This window comes from Pseudomonas cyclaminis (assembly GCF_015163715.1).
GTDB lineage: Bacteria > Pseudomonadota > Gammaproteobacteria > Pseudomonadales > Pseudomonadaceae > Aquipseudomonas > Aquipseudomonas cyclaminis.
Window position 1 is genome coordinate 1 of the sequence record NZ_JADDUM010000201.1, and the last position, 15,447, is coordinate 15,447.

At 59.5% G+C, this 15,447-nt stretch carries 15 protein-coding genes and 3 pseudogenes; 8 read left to right on the top strand and 10 right to left on the bottom strand.

Annotated elements, in window-relative coordinates; translation table 11 throughout:
• The first annotated feature begins 11 nt into the window (after positions 1 to 11).
• A pseudogene (gene recX, locus IQK56_RS23220) lies at positions 12 to 478 on the top strand (recombination regulator RecX).
• A 186-nt stretch (positions 479 to 664) separates the two neighbouring features.
• On the opposite strand, the gene IQK56_RS23225 reads toward recX, so the two are convergent.
• On the bottom strand, positions 665 to 1,777 hold the full coding sequence (locus IQK56_RS23225; RefSeq protein WP_193862821.1) for an LOG family protein: 1,113 nt from the start codon (positions 1,775 to 1,777) through the stop codon (positions 665 to 667).
• A gap of 289 nt (positions 1,778 to 2,066) precedes the next feature.
• Positions 2,067 to 2,501 carry a PA3611 family quorum-sensing-regulated virulence factor gene (locus IQK56_RS23230; RefSeq protein ID WP_122305195.1) on the bottom strand — a complete coding sequence of 145 codons (435 nt, stop codon included), beginning with the start codon at positions 2,499 to 2,501 and terminating at the stop codon, positions 2,067 to 2,069.
• Positions 2,502 to 2,680: 179 nt separating this feature from the next.
• On the opposite strand from IQK56_RS23230, the gene IQK56_RS23235 reads away from it, so the two are divergent.
• The 3 genes from IQK56_RS23235 to IQK56_RS23245 all read left to right on the top strand — a co-directional run bounded on the left by IQK56_RS23235 (position 2,681) and on the right by IQK56_RS23245 (position 4,741).
• Positions 2,681 to 3,400 (top strand): tRNA-uridine aminocarboxypropyltransferase, encoded by a 720-nt coding sequence (locus IQK56_RS23235; protein ID WP_193862823.1) that lies wholly within the window; start codon positions 2,681 to 2,683, stop codon positions 3,398 to 3,400.
• A gap of 252 nt (positions 3,401 to 3,652) precedes the next feature.
• A complete protein-coding gene (erdR, locus tag IQK56_RS23240; RefSeq protein ID WP_122305197.1) occupies positions 3,653 to 4,303 on the top strand; it encodes a response regulator transcription factor ErdR in 651 nt (216 codons plus the stop codon).
• A 75-nt stretch (positions 4,304 to 4,378) separates the two neighbouring features.
• Positions 4,379 to 4,741: a diacylglycerol kinase gene (locus tag IQK56_RS23245; protein ID WP_032891758.1), complete on the top strand. Its 363-nt coding sequence runs from the start codon at positions 4,379 to 4,381 to the stop codon at positions 4,739 to 4,741.
• Positions 4,742 to 4,744: 3 nt separating this feature from the next.
• Here IQK56_RS23245 and IQK56_RS23250 read toward each other — a convergent pair whose 3' ends face one another.
• Positions 4,745 to 5,671: a LysR family transcriptional regulator gene (locus IQK56_RS23250; RefSeq protein ID WP_026013711.1), complete on the bottom strand. Its 927-nt coding sequence runs from the start codon at positions 5,669 to 5,671 to the stop codon at positions 4,745 to 4,747.
• A gap of 123 nt (positions 5,672 to 5,794) precedes the next feature.
• Here IQK56_RS23250 and fpr point away from each other — a divergent pair, with 123 nt between their 5' ends.
• Positions 5,795 to 6,574, top strand: coding sequence for a ferredoxin-NADP reductase (gene fpr, locus IQK56_RS23255; RefSeq protein ID WP_003189055.1), 780 nt, complete (start codon positions 5,795 to 5,797; stop codon positions 6,572 to 6,574).
• A 140-nt stretch (positions 6,575 to 6,714) separates the two neighbouring features.
• On the opposite strand, the gene tsaA is transcribed toward fpr, so the two are convergent.
• The 7 genes from tsaA to IQK56_RS23290 all read right to left on the bottom strand — a co-directional run bounded on the left by tsaA (position 6,715) and on the right by IQK56_RS23290 (position 11,449).
• The gene (gene tsaA, locus IQK56_RS23260; RefSeq protein ID WP_150760543.1) at positions 6,715 to 7,410 is read right to left on the bottom strand and encodes a tRNA (N6-threonylcarbamoyladenosine(37)-N6)-methyltransferase TrmO; all 696 of its coding nucleotides are present in this window, start codon (positions 7,408 to 7,410) and stop codon (positions 6,715 to 6,717) included.
• 70 nt (positions 7,411 to 7,480) lie between these two features.
• Positions 7,481 to 7,942: a YehS family protein gene (locus tag IQK56_RS23265; RefSeq protein ID WP_150674818.1), complete on the bottom strand. Its 462-nt coding sequence runs from the start codon at positions 7,940 to 7,942 to the stop codon at positions 7,481 to 7,483.
• A gap of 67 nt (positions 7,943 to 8,009) precedes the next feature.
• Entirely contained in the window at positions 8,010 to 8,720 is a 711-nt protein-coding gene (locus IQK56_RS23270; protein ID WP_150674817.1) for an rRNA pseudouridine synthase, read from the bottom strand.
• Between the two features lie 71 nt (positions 8,721 to 8,791).
• Entirely contained in the window at positions 8,792 to 9,265 is a 474-nt protein-coding gene (locus IQK56_RS23275) for a GNAT family N-acetyltransferase (protein WP_122305201.1), read from the bottom strand.
• A 103-nt stretch (positions 9,266 to 9,368) separates the two neighbouring features.
• Positions 9,369 to 10,709: a 30S ribosomal protein S12 methylthiotransferase RimO gene (rimO, locus tag IQK56_RS23280; RefSeq protein WP_046384502.1), complete on the bottom strand. Its 1,341-nt coding sequence runs from the start codon at positions 10,707 to 10,709 to the stop codon at positions 9,369 to 9,371.
• 169 nt (positions 10,710 to 10,878) lie between these two features.
• A complete protein-coding gene (locus tag IQK56_RS23285; protein ID WP_150674815.1) occupies positions 10,879 to 11,193 on the bottom strand; it encodes a type II toxin-antitoxin system YafQ family toxin in 315 nt (104 codons plus the stop codon).
• Positions 11,159 to 11,449, bottom strand: a complete 291-nt coding sequence (locus tag IQK56_RS23290) for a type II toxin-antitoxin system RelB/DinJ family antitoxin (protein ID WP_122305203.1) — start codon at positions 11,447 to 11,449, stop codon at positions 11,159 to 11,161. The genes IQK56_RS23285 and IQK56_RS23290 overlap by 35 nt, the downstream gene beginning before the upstream one ends.
• 366 nt (positions 11,450 to 11,815) lie before the next feature.
• Between IQK56_RS23290 and IQK56_RS23295 the strand changes: the two are divergent.
• From IQK56_RS23295 to IQK56_RS23305, 3 genes and pseudogenes are all read left to right on the top strand, one after another.
• Positions 11,816 to 13,716 (top strand): annotated as a pseudogene (locus IQK56_RS23295) (potassium transporter Kup).
• A gap of 125 nt (positions 13,717 to 13,841) precedes the next feature.
• Positions 13,842 to 14,947 (top strand): annotated as a pseudogene (locus IQK56_RS23300) (NADH:flavin oxidoreductase/NADH oxidase).
• A gap of 270 nt (positions 14,948 to 15,217) precedes the next feature.
• Complete coding sequence (locus IQK56_RS23305; RefSeq protein WP_122306229.1) at positions 15,218 to 15,403, top strand: hypothetical protein; 186 nt, start codon at positions 15,218 to 15,220, stop codon at positions 15,401 to 15,403.
• Positions 15,404 to 15,447: the final 44 nt, after the last annotated feature.

Consider the following 15,447-nt stretch of genomic DNA (forward strand, 5'->3'; position numbering starts at 1 on the left):
TGAAGCAAACGATGACTGTTGTACTGGATACACTCGTCGCCGTTCGGCGCACTGCGATGGACCTGCTCGCTCGCCGCGAGCATGGGCGAGTCGAGCTGACGCGTAAGCTCGTCAGCGCGGCGCAGACCCTGCAGATGATCGATACGGCCCTTGACCGTTTAACGGAAGAAGGGCTGCTGTCCGAATCCCGTTACCTCGAAGTTTTGTCTCCTACCGAGCCCGTTCCGGTTATGGCCCTGCGCGTATTCGTGAAGAGCTGAGCCAGCGTGGCCTGCAACGTGCCGATATCGACCTCGCCCTGCGTGAGTGTGGGATCAGTTGGCAGTCGCAGTTGGAAGACACTTGGCGTCGCAAGTTCTCTGGCCATCTGCCGATCGATGCCAGGGAGCGTGCGAAACAAGGCCGCTTCTTGAGTTACCGTGGATTTTCGATGGAGATGATCAGCCGCTTGCTCAGCGGCCGAGACATGGACGACTGAAACCGTGTTAAACGCGCTTGTCATGTTGTACAGGCTCGTTGTGATAAGCGGGCTTGCTGTGGTGAGCGGGCTTGCCCCGCGCTGGGCTGCGTAGCAGCCCCAATCAACTCACCGCTCACTTCACTGAAACGCCCCCAAAAAGGAGCCCACTATGAAAATAGTGGGCTCCTTTTTTTGCTTAAAAAATCAAGCCGTCTCCGGCGTCACCCGCTGCTGCGCCTTCCCCTGAGCCTGCACCCAGTTCTCCGGCAAATTGATGTAATCCACCAATTCCCGCAACCGGCCCTGGTCTCGTCCATTAAAGTTGAATACCAAACGCGTTAAATGGCTGAAGCGCGCTTCATCATGTTCCTCGCCGGTATAGGCAAGCTGCTTGAAGTCACCGCTCAAGCGCAGGCTGGCAAACTCGCTCTGCAAGTGGGCCAACGCCCCATCACTGAGGGGATGATTCATGCGCATCACAAACTCACGCTTCAACCAGCGAGTGGAGTGGAAGTTGGCATAAAACTTATTGATCTCTTCCACGGCCTCTTCAGCGCTATACACCAGTCGCACCAGCTTGAGGTCAGTTGGCAAGATATAGCGATTGGCTTCCAACTGGCTGCGGATAAAGTCCAGCGCGCCTTGCCAGAACCCGCCCCCCGGCGCATCCAGTAACACCACCGGTACCAGCGGACTCTTGCCGGTCTGGATCAGCGTCAGCACTTCCAGCGCTTCATCCAGAGTGCCGAACCCGCCAGGGCATAACACCAGTCCATCGGCTTCCTTGACGAAAAACAGCTTGCGGGTAAAGAAGAAGTGAAAGGACAGCAGGTTGTCGGTGCCATCAATCGTCGGGTTGGCATGCTGTTCAAATGGCAGGGTGATATTAAACCCCAGGCTGTGCTCCAGGCCTGCGCCTTCGTGCGCCGCGGCCATGATGCCGCCACCGCCACCGGTAATCACCATCAGTTCCGAGCGCGCCAGCGCTGCGCCCACTTCCCGGGCCAGCGCATACAGTGGGCTTTCCACCGGCGTGCGGGCCGAGCCGAATACGGTGACCTTGCGTCTGCCCTTGAACTGTTCGAGCACGCGGAAGGCGTTGTCCAGTTCTCGGATGGCTTGCAGGGTGATCTTGGCATTCCAGCGGTTGCGGTCGTCCTGTGCCATGCGCAGCACGGTGAGGATCATGTCGCGGTACAGAGGGATATTCGGGCTGTCGGGGGCGATCAGTTGGAGTTGAGCTTCGACCTGCTGCGTGAGGTCGGCCCCGTTTTTTTCAAAATGCTGGAGCAGGCTGTCGTTCGGTTCGTAAGGCATTCAACTTCTCCTTCTTGCAGGGCCGGGTAGCCGACGAGAAGTTCGCCGGAGGCTACGACACTACATGTGTCGCTGCTTGCCGCAGGGGGCAACCTTCTTTTGCCCTGAAAATGTTACAGAACAGCATGAAAAGTGCTGTGAGTGAGCGGTTGGGATGGCTTGATCATGGGCCGAAAAACCCTTGGCTGGCAACCGCTTATTGGTTGCTCACACAGAGCCTGGCTGCTTGAGGGGCGTTGGCGCGGGGGAGTGCGCGCCACTGGGAGCAGCGCGCGAAGGTCAGACGGAATTACTTTTTCTTTTTCGCCGGTGCCGGGCAATCCGCTTCCACGAACTTCACCGATGCCACAGGACGGTTAGTCTTGTTCTCAGTGATTTCGTAGCGCATCACGGCGCCTTTGGCCATCAGCTCGCGGTAGCCTTTGTTCAGGCACACGCTTTGCCCCAGTTGGAAATACACAGCCTTGGGGTTGGCGCGCATTTGCTCGGCGCGGTCGGACATCACGCTCAAGTGATCGATCAACTGCATGCCTTCAACGGTGTAGGCCACTTCCAGGGTTTTTTCGTCGATTTCCCGGGGCAGGTCTTTGTTGCTCTCAGCCGCGACGCTTTGCAGTTTCCTGTTCATCTGGGCCTCCAGCAGCGAGGCCGCATGTGCGCCCACAGGCAATACCAGCGCAAGGGCGATGGATGGGGCGACAAGGCGCAGCATGGAACGCAGCATGAAACTCTCCTGATTCGGTTACTGGTGCATAGACCAGCCACTGCGCTGTGCGTTCAGTGGCGCGCAATTATAGGTGACCCCTTGCCACTACAGCCAGGCGTATCGCTGGTAAACTGCGGCCACTTCAGCCTTTCACGAGTTCTATCCGTGTCGATTTACCCGTTCCAGCGGCGCATCCGATGAGCCACGCCGTTTCCCGTCTGCGCACCCAGCGCCTGGCTCGCGCCGTCAAGCCCTTCGTCAACCGTGGCTCCCGCGCCGAACGCTGCCCCGGCTGCCGGGTGATTCCCGAGTACTGCCTGTGCGCCTGGCGGCCCAAGGTCGAGGCCCGGTCCGCGATGTGCTTGCTGATGCATGATGTTGAACCGATGAAACCCAGCAACACCGGCTGGCTGATCGCCGACGTCATCGCCGACACCACCGCGTTCCCCTGGGCGCGCACCGAAGTCGACGCGGATTTGCTCACCTTGCTTGCAGACCCGCAATGGCAGCCTTACATCGTATTCCCCGGCGAATTCGTGGCGCCTGAACGGGTGGTCAGCCAAGTCATCGTGACAGAGGGCAAGCGCCCGTTATTCATCCTGCTCGACGGCACCTGGAGTGAAGCGCGCAAGATGTTCCGCAAAAGCCCGTATCTGGAGCACTTGCCAGTCCTGAGCCTGGCGCCTGAGCAACTCTCGCGCTACAAACTGCGCCGATCCAAGCGTGATGATCATTTCTGTACCGCCGAAGTCGCGGCGCTGTGTCTGGAACTGGCCGGCGATGAAGTTGCCAGCGAAGTGCTGGACGCCTACCTCGATGTGTTCAGCACCCATTATCTGGCCGCCAAGTTCCAGATGCCTTTGGACGCCTCCGATGTCGTCCATACGCGACTTGCGCCCTATATACCGGCGGTATAGCCAGACGACGTTTGCATGATGGCACTGTAAACCTGCAACCCGCTAAAATGCCCACGGGCGTAGTGCTTGACCCCCCAGGCTACGCTGGGCATGCTGGGCGCCGATTGGGGCGCAACCGTGAATTTTCGACGTCGTTTCACGTGCATTTGACGTTGAACGTGCCCTATGGCAATGGCTGCCTGGTCATTGCCTTGTGTACTGGCTAACCTTGAACCCATCAAGGCTGCCATAAAAAACAGGATCATTTAATCAATGGCCACATACGAAATCCTGATAGCCGATGACCACCCGTTGTTTCGCAGTGCGCTGCACCAGGCCGTCACGCTGGGCCTCGGCCCGGATGTGCGTCTGGTTGAAGTGGCCAGCATTGCCGAGCTGGAAGCCCGCCTCACCGAAAAATCCGACTGGGACCTGGTGCTGCTCGACCTGAACATGCCTGGCGCCTACGGTTTCTCGGGGTTGGTGCTGCTGCGTGGGCAGTACCCGCAGATTCCCGTGGTGATGGTCTCGGCCCAGGAGGACGCTGACGTGGTGGTGCGCTCCAAGGAGTTTGGGGCCAGCGGTTTCATCCCCAAGTCCAGCGCCATGGACGATATCCAGAACGCCGTACGCAAGGTGCTGGACGGTGATGTCTCCTGGCCGCCGCAAGCGTTCGAAGAAATCAACGTCTCCGACGAAGCCAAGGCCGCCCGCGATGGCTTGGCCAGTCTGACGCCCCAGCAGTTCCGGGTGTTGACCATGGTCTGCGAAGGCCTGTTGAACAAGCAGATTGCCTATGAGCTGAGCGTGTCCGAAGCGACCATCAAGGCCCATGTGACCGCGATCTTCCGTAAGCTGGGTGTGCGCACGCGGACCCAGGCGGCGCTGCTCTTGCAACAACTTGAGTCAATTTCGCAGCATTAAGCTGTTACCGATTCACGCTTTTTTGACTTTGCGTGATCTAGTTTCCCCACTTCTTTGGTTCAGTTGCCTACGTCTATGTCGCCTTTCAAGGGTCAAACCGGTATCAAACGTATCTTCAATGCTGGAGGTTATTCCCTGGATGGCCTGCGCGCGGCGTTCACTGGCGAGGCCGCGTTCCGGCAGTTGGTGTTGCTCAACGTCATCCTGGTCCCGCTGAGTTTTTTCCTGAACGTCAGCCGGGTCGAACGGGCGTTGCTGATTGCAGTATGCCTGCTGGCCTTGATCGTCGAATTGCTCAATTCGGCCGTGGAAGCGGCCATTGACCGCATTTCCCTGGACCGCCACCCGCTCTCGAAAAACGCCAAGGACATGGGCAGCGCCGCGCAATTCGTGGCGCTGACCATGATTACCCTGGTATGGGCAGTCATTCTGATCTAAAGATCAGGCGATGTTCGGCAGCACGATCTCGTCGCTGCGCTGAACCCCGGCGGTGAAGGCGCGGCACAGCTCCAGAAACTCGCGCATCGCCGAGGTCTGGTACTTCTGTTTATGCCAGATGAAGTAAAACTGCCGCGCCAGGTCCAGGTCCGGGGTTTCCACCGGCACCAGGCTGCCACGGCGGAACGCGTCGCGAAGCGCCAGGCGCGAGATGCAGCCAATCCCCAATCCCGATTCCACGGCGCGCTTGATTGCCTCAGTGTGCTCAAGCTCCAGGCGGATATTCAGCGCGCTGCGGTGATGCCGCATGGCCTGGTCGAAGGTCAGGCGCGTGCCTGAGCCTTGCTCGCGCAGGATCCACGCCTCATGGGTCAGCTCTTCCATGGTGGCAACACCGCGCTTGGCCAGGTGATGCTGAGGCGCGCAGAACACCACCAGCTCATCCTCCACCCAGGTTTGCACCTCGATATCGGGGTGGCTGCAGTCGCCTTCGATTAGACCCAGGTCAATTTCGTAGTGCGCAACCTGGTGCACGATATTGGCAGTGTTCTGCACATGCAGTTTTACCTGGCTTTCGGGATGCTGCTGCATGAAGCTGCCGATCAGCAGGGTGGCCAGGTAATTGCCGATGGTCAGGGTAGCGCCGACGGCCAGGGAGCCGAAGCCCGACTTGCCGTTGAGCAGGTCCTCGATCTCCTTGGCCTGGTCCAGCAGCGCTACGGCCTGAGGCAGCAGCTGATGGCCGAGGGCGTTCAGGCTCAGGCGTTTACCGGCGCGGTCGAATAATTGGCAGCTGGATTGACGCTCCAGCTCGGTGATCGAGGTGCTGGCGGCGGATTGAGATAAGGCCAGAAGGCCAGCAGCGCGTGAGACGCTTTCCTGCTGGGCGACGGCGACGAAAACTTGCAGTTGACGGAGAGTAAATCGCATATCGATATAACCGATAACCCTTATCTTAATAATCCAGTTAACAGATATTGTCGCCGCCATTAGAATGCTGTGCAATTGCGCAGCTGCATCTGGCGCAGACCCATTTCCAGGAGTTACCCGTACATGAGCAACATGAACCACGAGCGTGTCCTCAGTGTTCATCACTGGAACGACACTCTGTTCAGCTTCAAGTGCACCCGCGACCCGGGCCTGCGCTTCGAGAACGGTCAGTTCGTGATGATCGGCCTGCAACAGCCTAACGGCCGCCCGCTCATGCGCGCTTACTCCATCGCCAGCCCAAACTGGGAAGAGCATCTGGAGTTCTTCAGCATCAAGGTGCCGGATGGTCCGCTGACTTCCCAATTGCAGCACTTGAAGGAAGGCGACGAGATCATCATCAGCAAAAAACCGACAGGCACCCTGGTGCTTGACGATTTGAAGCCGGGCAAACACCTGTACCTGCTCAGCACCGGTACTGGCCTTGCTCCGTTCATGAGCGTGATCCAGGACCCGGAAACCTACGAGCGTTTCGAAAAAGTGATCCTGTGCCACGGCGTGCGTTACGTCAACGAAGTCGCCTACCGCGAGTTCATCACCGAGCACCTGCCGCAGAACGAGTTCTTCGGCGAGGCCCTGCGTGACAAGCTGATCTACTACCCGACCGTGACCCGCGAGCCGTTCGAAAACGAAGGCCGCCTGACCGACCTGATGCGCAGCGGCAAGCTGTTCAGCGACATCGGCCTGCCACCGATCAACCCCGAGGACGACCGTGCCATGCTGTGCGGCAGCCCAAGCATGTTGGACGAAACCAGCGAAGTATTGAACAGCTTCGGCCTGAAGGTTTCGCCACGTATGCGTGAGCCGGGTGACTATCTGATCGAGCGTGCGTTCGTCGAGAAGTAAACGCGATCAAAAAATGTGGGAGGGGCGTGCTGTGGTGAGGAGGCTTGCCCTGAGCAGCAGCCCTATTGGATCTTCAGTGAACCAGTCGGGGGGCAAGCCGCCTCACCACAGCAAGCCCCCTCCCACATTCTGTTTGCGCTTTATCCAGCGGGAAGCACTTCCAGCACACAGATCACGCCAGCCTCGGGATAGTGCCAACGCACATCCACATCCCAAAACTGCGCGCCATATTCCCGCTCCGGCCCAGGCGTCTGATACGCCGGCCGTGGGTCCTGCGCCAAACACTGATCAATCAAGGCCACCAATGGTTCGCCAAGGCGCTCCGCATGGCCTTGTGCCTGATGCAGCGCGGTCTTGAGCCACTGCACAGGGATCAGTTGCGGCGCGCTGCTGGCGATGCTGTTGGTGGCCGTATCGATAATGTCCGCATATGGCACATACGGCTTGATATCCAACACCGGCGTGCCATCGAGCAAATCGATCCCGGAAATCCACAGCCGGCCCGGCTCCACCTTGTCCAACTTGACCACTGACTGGCCAATCCCATTGGGGCGATGAGTCGCGCGGGTGGCAAACACGCCCATGGACGTATTCCCACCCAGGCGCGGCGGTCGCACTTTCAGGCGCGGCTTGTCTTCCAGGGCTTGGTGGAACAGGAATAACAGCCACACATGGCTGACCTGCTCCAAACCCTGCACCGCTTCACCCTGGTCGAACGGCGCTACCAACTCCAACACGCCCCGGGCGGCGGGCGCCAGTTGCGGTTGGCGCGGGATGGCGAACTTCTCCTTGAAGCAGGAGCGGACGAAACCGACGGGCGAGACTTGGTAGGCCATTACTGGAGCCTCAAGGGGCAAGCCGCAAGCCACAAGCGCTTAACTTGCAGCTTGAAGCTTTTGGCTGTTCTCAAGCTCTGACGCGCAGCGTCAGGCCCTTGAGGAAGTTGCGCAGCAACTGGTCGCCACAGGTGCGGTAGTTGGTGTGGCCGAACTTGCGGAACAGCGCGCTCAGCTCTGGCTTGGAGACCGGGAACTCGGCAGCCTTGAGGATGGCGTGCATGTCGTCTTCTTTCAGCTCGAAGGCCACGCGCAGCTTTTTCAGGATGATGTTGTTGGTCACCGGGGTTTCGATCGGCTGCGGCGGACGGCTTTCGTCCTTGCCGCGCTTGAAAATCACCAGGCCGTCGAGGAAGTAGGCCATGACCTCGTCCGGGCAGAACACGAAGCCTTCTTCCTCATCTTTCTTGAGGTAGGTCAGCAGGTCGTCCTTGGAGACGTCCATGCCGCCGAGCTTGATGATCTCGACCATCTTGTTGTCGCTGATGTCGAGCATGTAGCGCACGCTGCGCAGTACGTCGTTGTGAATCATGGTGGGCAATCCTGGTATTCAACTGAGGACACCGCCCATCAGGCGGTGTCGAGAAAAGGGGAGCGGCTTAGAACTTCTCTTTGCCGGACAGGTAACGCCATTGACCGACCGGCACCTTGCCGATCGATACACCGCCGATACGGATGCGGCGGATCGCCACGACTTTCAGGCCAACGGCTTCACAGAACAGCGCGATCACGCCTGGCTGCGGGTTTTTCATCGCGAAACGCAGGCGGTTTTCGTTCTGCCAACTGGCTTTGACCGCCGGCAGTTCCTTGCCCTTGTAGGTCAGGCCGTGGTTCAGGCGGTTGAGGCCGTGGGCAACCATGTCGCCCTCGACTTCCACCACGTATTCCTGCTCGATCTTGGTGGCATCGGCGGTCAACTTGCGCAGAATTTTCCAGTCCTGGGTAAACACCAGCAGGCCGCTGGCCTTGGCTTGCAGGTCGGCGCTGGCGGTCAGGCGCAGGAAGTGACCTTTGAGCGGGCGCTTGCTGAAGCGGTGTTCTTCGGACAGGGTTTCGGCGCTGATCGAGGCCATGGCGGTCTCGGCATCCATGCCGGCGGGGGCGTGCAGCAGGATGGTCACCGGTTCCGGCACCGTCGCCTTGGCGTCGGGGTCGAGTTCGACTTTCTGCGTTGTGACCTTGAACTGCGGCTCGTCGATCACTTCACCGTCCACCGAGACCCAGCCGCCTTCGATAAACAGCTCAGCCTCCCGACGGGAGCAACCGACCAGTTCGATAAGGCGTTTGGAGAGGCGTATGGGGTCAGTCATGACAAGGGCCGTAACAAAAGGGGGCGGCTATTGTACCTGTGTGGACGCGGTTAATCCCGGACCCATTTCATTTAGCCTTGGCGCTCCTGCTGATGCGCCTGGCGCAGACGCATATGCAGCAACGGATAAGGCTGGCCCAGGCCATCATGCTCCGTGCGTCCGATCACCTCGAACCCAAGCTTCAAATAAAACCCCAGGGCCTGGGGATTCTGTTCGTTGACGTCCAGGGCTTCGGCATTCAGGTGCTCGATCGCGTACCACAGCAGCTGTCTACCAAGGCCCTGGCCCCGGTGTTGCGGGTCGATAAACAGCATCTCCACCTTGCCCGCCGCGACCCCGGCAAACCCGGTGATGCGCTGGCGCGAGTCCTTGGTGCAGATCAGCATCACTGAGTCCAGGTAGCGGGTCAGCACCAGGTTTTTGAGCAGCACGATGTAACTGTCGGGCAAAAAGTCATGAGTGGCTCGCACCGAGGCTTCCCAGATCTGCGCCAACTGCGCGTAGTCGCTGGTGTTGGGTGTATGGATAACCGAATGCTGACGCATGCCCGCTGCCCCTTGCTGAGATCCGTGCCGATGGGCAAAACGATAGACGTAAAAAAGCCCCGCATCTTGTCCAGAGGCAGGGCTTTTTCACATTTTTACAGCATCAGTCGCGCTTTTCGGCCCACAGGTCGTACTCGTCGGCGTCGGTCACGGTGCACCAGACCTTGTCGCCCGGCTTCAAGCCGCTGGCATCGTCGATAAATACGTTACCGTCGATTTCCGGCGCGTCGAAGAAGCAGCGGCCTACCGCGCCTTGCTCGTCAACTTCGTCGATCAGCACTTCGATTTCCTTGCCGATGCGCAGTTGCAGACGCGCCGAGCTGATCGCCTGTTGGTGCGCCATGAAACGCTCCCAACGGTCTTGCTTGACGTCGTCCGGCACCACGGCCAGGTCCAGCAGGTTGGCCGGAGCACCTTCCACAGGCGAGTACTGGAAGCAGCCGACACGGTCCAGTTGGGCTTCGGTCAACCAGTCCAGCAGGTACTGGAAGTCTTCTTCGGTTTCGCCAGGGAAGCCGACGATGAAGGTGGAGCGGATGATCAGCTCCGGGCAGATCTCGCGCCAGTTCTTGATGCGCGCCAGGGTCTTGTCTTCGAAGGCCGGGCGTTTCATCGCCTTGAGCACTTTCGGGCTGGCGTGCTGGAACGGGATGTCCAGGTACGGCAGGATCTTGCCGGCGGCCATCAACGGGATCAGCTCGTCAACGTGCGGGTACGGATAAACGTAGTGCAGGCGCACCCACACGCCGAGGCTGCTCAAGGCTTCGCAGAGTTCAGTCATGCGGGTTTTTACCGGCGCGCCGTTCCAGAAACCGGTGCGGTATTTCACGTCGACGCCATAGGCGCTGGTGTCCTGGGAGATCACCAACAGCTCCTTCACGCCGGATTTGACCAAGCGCTGGGCTTCGTCGAGCACGTCACCGACCGGGCGGCTGACCAACTTGCCGCGCATCGACGGGATGATGCAGAAGCTGCAGCTGTGGTTGCAGCCTTCGGAAATCTTCAGGTACGCATAGTGGCGCGGGGTCAGCTTGATGCCTTGCGGCGGCACCAGGTCGATCAGCGGGTTGTGATCCTGGCGCGGCGGCACCACTTGGTGCACGGCATTGACCACCTGCTCGTACTGCTGCGGGCCGGTCACGGCCAGCACACTCGGGTGCACGTTGCGGATATTGCCTTCTTCCACGCCCATGCAGCCGGTCACGATGACCTTGCCGTTTTCCTTGATGGCTTCGCCGATCACTTCCAGGGACTCCGCCTTGGCCGAGTCGATAAAGCCGCAGGTGTTGACCACCACCACGTCGGCATCCTGGTAAGTCGACACAACGTCATAGCCTTCCATACGCAGTTGCGTGAGGATGCGCTCGGAGTCGACCAGAGCCTTCGGGCAACCCAGGGAAACAAAGCCAACCTTGGGGTTGGCCTTTGCGATGGTGGTGGACATGTCTAACCTCGGTATTGAATGACGCCGCCAGTCGGGCACGACAAGGCGGGGGACGGGCACTTGGTGTGCCTCTGATCAAAAAGTGCGCAATTCTAGCGGCGGGCAACCCACTTGACCAGCTTTATGCAGGGAAATGCGACGAGTGCTGCGTCATTCGATTCGCCAATCACTACGCGAATAATTCAGCGTGACTCCCCAAGTCAACAAAGGTGATCAGGTCAGCCCGCGATTGCTCATAAATCATCAGAAAATCACCGCCGATATGGCATTCTCTGAAACCGTCCCAATTCCCAGTAAGCGCATGGTCTCGATACTCGGCGGGTAGTTGTTCGCCTAAAAAAAGCATCACCATCACCAACCGAACCTCATTCATATCCCGGCGCCCGGCACGCTTGTAGCGTTCCCAGGACTTTTTAAACTCAGGCGTCTGCGCGCATTGCTTTGGCAGGTCAGCGCGCTTTTGTTTCTTCTCCTGTTTCGCCATCAGTGTCCCTTAGCATGTCGTCGATCGAGTCAAACTGGCGACGTATCGCATGCGCTTGTGCCATGGCACGAGCGGTCTTCTCCGAAGGAACCCGCACCTCAAACGGAATTCCCTGTGTTGTCACTACCTGACGGAGGAAAAGACGCATGGCATCACTGAGGCTAAGCCCACAAGCATTGAGCACAGCAGTGGCGCGCGCCTTCAAATCCTCATCAATGCGGCAGCGAACGTCAGTGGTTTTGAGTAATGCAGGCATATCATGACTTCCTCTTAAAAGTGTAGCTACGTTGTGGCTACAGATGAAGTATGAGTCAGCCCATCAAATTTGATCAAACGCTTTTTGTTCCAAGCTCGCCGCCATGGAACCCATGCGTCGGAAATTGTGGAGGTCGTGAAGAGCGAAAACGTAGCGTTGGAACTAAATGCCGTCAATGCAGGCAAAAAGACTCCAGCTTTATGCAGGGAAATGCGACGAGCGCTGCGCTATGCTTCGCGCCGTTGCACACGGGTAAAACCCCTGGGTCAATAAAACGTCTGTTACGAGAAGTAAAACAGCGCATGCTAGGGTCAGCTTAGGCGCGTTGTTTATAAGAGACCTCAGGTCAAAGGGCAGGAGTGGTTGATGGGTCAGGCGAGTAGTCAGGCGGCAGGTGCCGAGCATTCAAACACCAAGCCGATCGGCATGCTGGTGGCAGCGGTCGGGGTGGTTTACGGCGATATCGGCACCAGCCCGCTCTACACCCTCAAAGAGGTGTTCAACGGCGGTTATGGGGTGCAGGTCAACCATGACGGCGTATTGGGGATCCTGGCGCTGATCTTCTGGTCGCTGATCTGGGTCGTATCGATCAAATACATGCTGTTTGTGCTGCGCGCCGACAACCAGGGCGAAGGCGGCATCATGGCTTTGACCGCACTGGCACGCCGGGCAGCGGGAGAGCGCAAGAAGTTGCGCAGTTTCCTGGTGGTCTGTGGGCTGTGCGGTGCGGCGCTGTTCTACGGCGACAGCATGATCACCCCGGCGATTTCCGTGTTGTCGGCGGTTGAAGGCCTGGAGCTGGCGTTCGACGGCCTGGAGAAATGGGTCGTGCCGATTGCACTGGTCGTGCTGGTGGCGCTGTTCTGATCCAGAAACACGGCACCGACCGCATCGGCAAGTTGTTCGGGCCGGTGATGGTGACCTGGTTCCTGGTGCTGGGCGGGCTGGGCATCTATGGCATCAGCCAGCACCCCGAAGTGCTCAAGGCATTGAACCCGATGTGGGCCGTGCGTTTCTTCGAGGCTCACCCAGGCATTGGCGTGGCCATCCTGGGCGCCGTGGTGCTGGCACTGACCGGCGCCGAAGCGCTCTACGCCGACATGGGCCATTTCGGCCGCAAACCCATCGCCCGCGCCTGGTTTATCCTGGTGTTGCCGGCGCTGGTGCTCAACTATTTCGGCCAGGGCGCCATGTTGCTCGGCGATCCTGAAGCCGCGCGCAACCCGTTCTACCTGCTGGCGCCGAGCTGGGCGCTGATCCCCCTGGTGGTGCTGTCGACCCTGGCCACGGTGATTGCCTCCCAGGCGGTGATTTCCGGTGCGTTCTCCTTGACCCGCCAGGCGATCCAACTGGGTTACATCCCGCGCATGCACATTCAACATACCTCCAGCGCCGAACAGGGCCAGATCTATATCGGCGCGGTGAATTGGTCGCTGATGGTTGGCGTGATCCTGCTGGTAGTGGGCTTTGAGTCTTCCAACGCACTGGCTTCGGCCTACGGCGTGGCAGTGACCGGCACCATGCTGATGACCACCATCCTGGTCTCGGCGGTGATGTTGCTGCTGTGGAAATGGCCTCCCGTGCTGGCCGTGCCGGTGCTGCTCTGCTGCCTGTTGGTGGACGGCCTGTATTTCGCCGCCAACGTGCCGAAAATCATCCAGGGCGGCGCCTTCCCGGTGATCGCGGGCATCGTGCTGTTCGTGTTGATGACCACCTGGAAGCGCGGCAAGCAATTGCTGGTGGAGCGCCTCGACGAAGGCGGGCTGCCGCTGCCGATCTTTATCAGCAGCATCCGCGTACAGCCACCCCATCGCGTGCAGGGCACGGCGGTGTTCCTGACTGCGCGGCCCGACGCCGTGCCCCACGCGCTGTTGCACAACCTGCTGCATAACCAGGTGTTGCACGAGCAAGTGGTGCTGCTGACGGTGGTCTATGAAGACATCCCGCGGGTCCCTGCCTCACGGCGTTTCGAGGTGGATTCCTACGGGGAAGGGTTCTTCCGCGTGATCCTGCACTTCGGTTTCACCGACGAGCCGGACGTGCCCGAAGCGCTGAAGTTGTGCCACTTGGATGATCTGGATTTCAGCCCGATGCGCACCACCTACTTCCTCAGCCGTGAGACGGTGATCGCCTCGAAGATCGAAGGCATGGCGCGTTGGCGCGAAGGCTTGTTTGCGTTCATGTTGAAGAATGCCAACGGCAACCTGCGTTTCTTCAAACTCCCGGTAAACCGGGTGATCGAGCTGGGCACCCAGGTCGAAATGTAAGTATCTGCTGCACGGGAGCCGGCCATCGGCTCCCGCTTTGCTTCTGAACCCTGTGCAATCCATCGTTGTCGACTAGGCTCTAAGCACTGTTGAACAGTGCCCATAGAACCCAGAAGAGGTGCGCCATGAGTCAGCTGCTCGAACCCTATACCCTGCGCCAATTGACCCTCCTGAACCGCATCGCCGTCTCGCCGATGTGCCAATACTCCAGTGACGATGGCCTGGCCAATGACTGGCACCTGGTCCACCTCGGCAGCCGTGCCGCGGTGGCGCCGGGCTGATTTTCACCGAGGCCACTGCCGTGACGGCCGATGGGCGCATCACGGCCCAGGATCTGGGCCTGTGGAATGACCAACAGATTGAACCGCTGCAGCGCATCACCCGCTTTATTGCCGCCCAGGGCGCGGTGGCCGGCATTCAGTTGGCCCATGCCGGGCGCAAGGCCAGCACCCATCGGCCATGGATCGGCAAGCACGGCAGCGTCAAACCCGAGGACGGTGGTTGGGTGCCGGTAGGCCCATCGCCGATTGCCTTCGACCCTCAACACACTCAACCCCGCCAACTGGACGAAGAGCAGATCCAGCACGTGATCGCCGACTTCGTCGCTGCCGCCAAGCGCGCACTCACCGCCGGTTTCGAGGTGGTGGAAATCCACGCGGCCCACGGTTATCTGTTGCACCAATTCCTGTCGCCCATCAGCAATCAACGGCAGGACCAATACGGCGGCTCCTTTGAAAACCGTATCCGCCTGGTGCTTCAAGTGACCCAGGCGGTGCGCGAAGTCTGGCCCCAGGAATTGCCGCTGTTCGTGCGGGTGTCGGCCACCGACTGGGTGGAGGACGGCTGGAACCCCGATGAAACCGTCGAGCTGGCGCGCCGCCTCAAAGACCTGGGCGTGGACCTGATCGACGTGTCCTCCGGCGGCACCGCCGCCAATGCCGAGATCCCCACCGGGCCGGGCTACCAGACGCGCTTCGCCGAACGTGTGCGCAAGGAGTCGGGCATCGCCACCGGCACGGTCGGCATGATCACCGAGCCGGCCCAGGCCGAGCACATCCTGCGCACGTGTCAGGCCGATATCATCTTCCTGGCCCGTGAGCTGCTGCGCGATCCGTACTGGCCGTTGCATGCCGACGATGACTTGGGCGGGCGCAAGGCAATCTGGCCAGCGCAGTACCAACGGGCAACGCATCGGGACCAGCCGATTCATGAGTCTGACTTGAGGGATTGATCCTGCACCGGCTCCATCTAAACCCACCCTGAGCCGGTGGGTTTTTTTTGTCCGTTGCTGTGGGATAGCGCTGTAGGTATTTGTTACCGAAGTATTTTTTAAGTGAATACTCTAAAAAAATCCCACAGGAAACGAGATTGTTTCTACGCTTAGGGTAAGACAGATTTCTGGCCCAGGGAGTCAGTCTGTTTGTCCTCGCAGGCATTGAGCTTCACGGGGGACGGTTGGTGGGCGCCGGGAGTATTTGATTGATATCAGGAGAAGCAGTCCATGGCCAAGTCCTATGGTGTAGCAGGTTTGGTGGCGTCTTTTTTGACCCGCAGGATGTCCTTGCGTGGCCGTCGGTTAAGTCTGGATGAGGTCGAGTTGCTCGCGCAGTATCGCGCCCTGAACGAGAGCGATCAGGTGGCGATGCGGTATCTGATCGGAGCGATGAAGAGCGTGTCGCGGTTTTAGCGCCCACGAGTAACCGGTGTGGGAGGGAGCAAGCCCCTCCCACA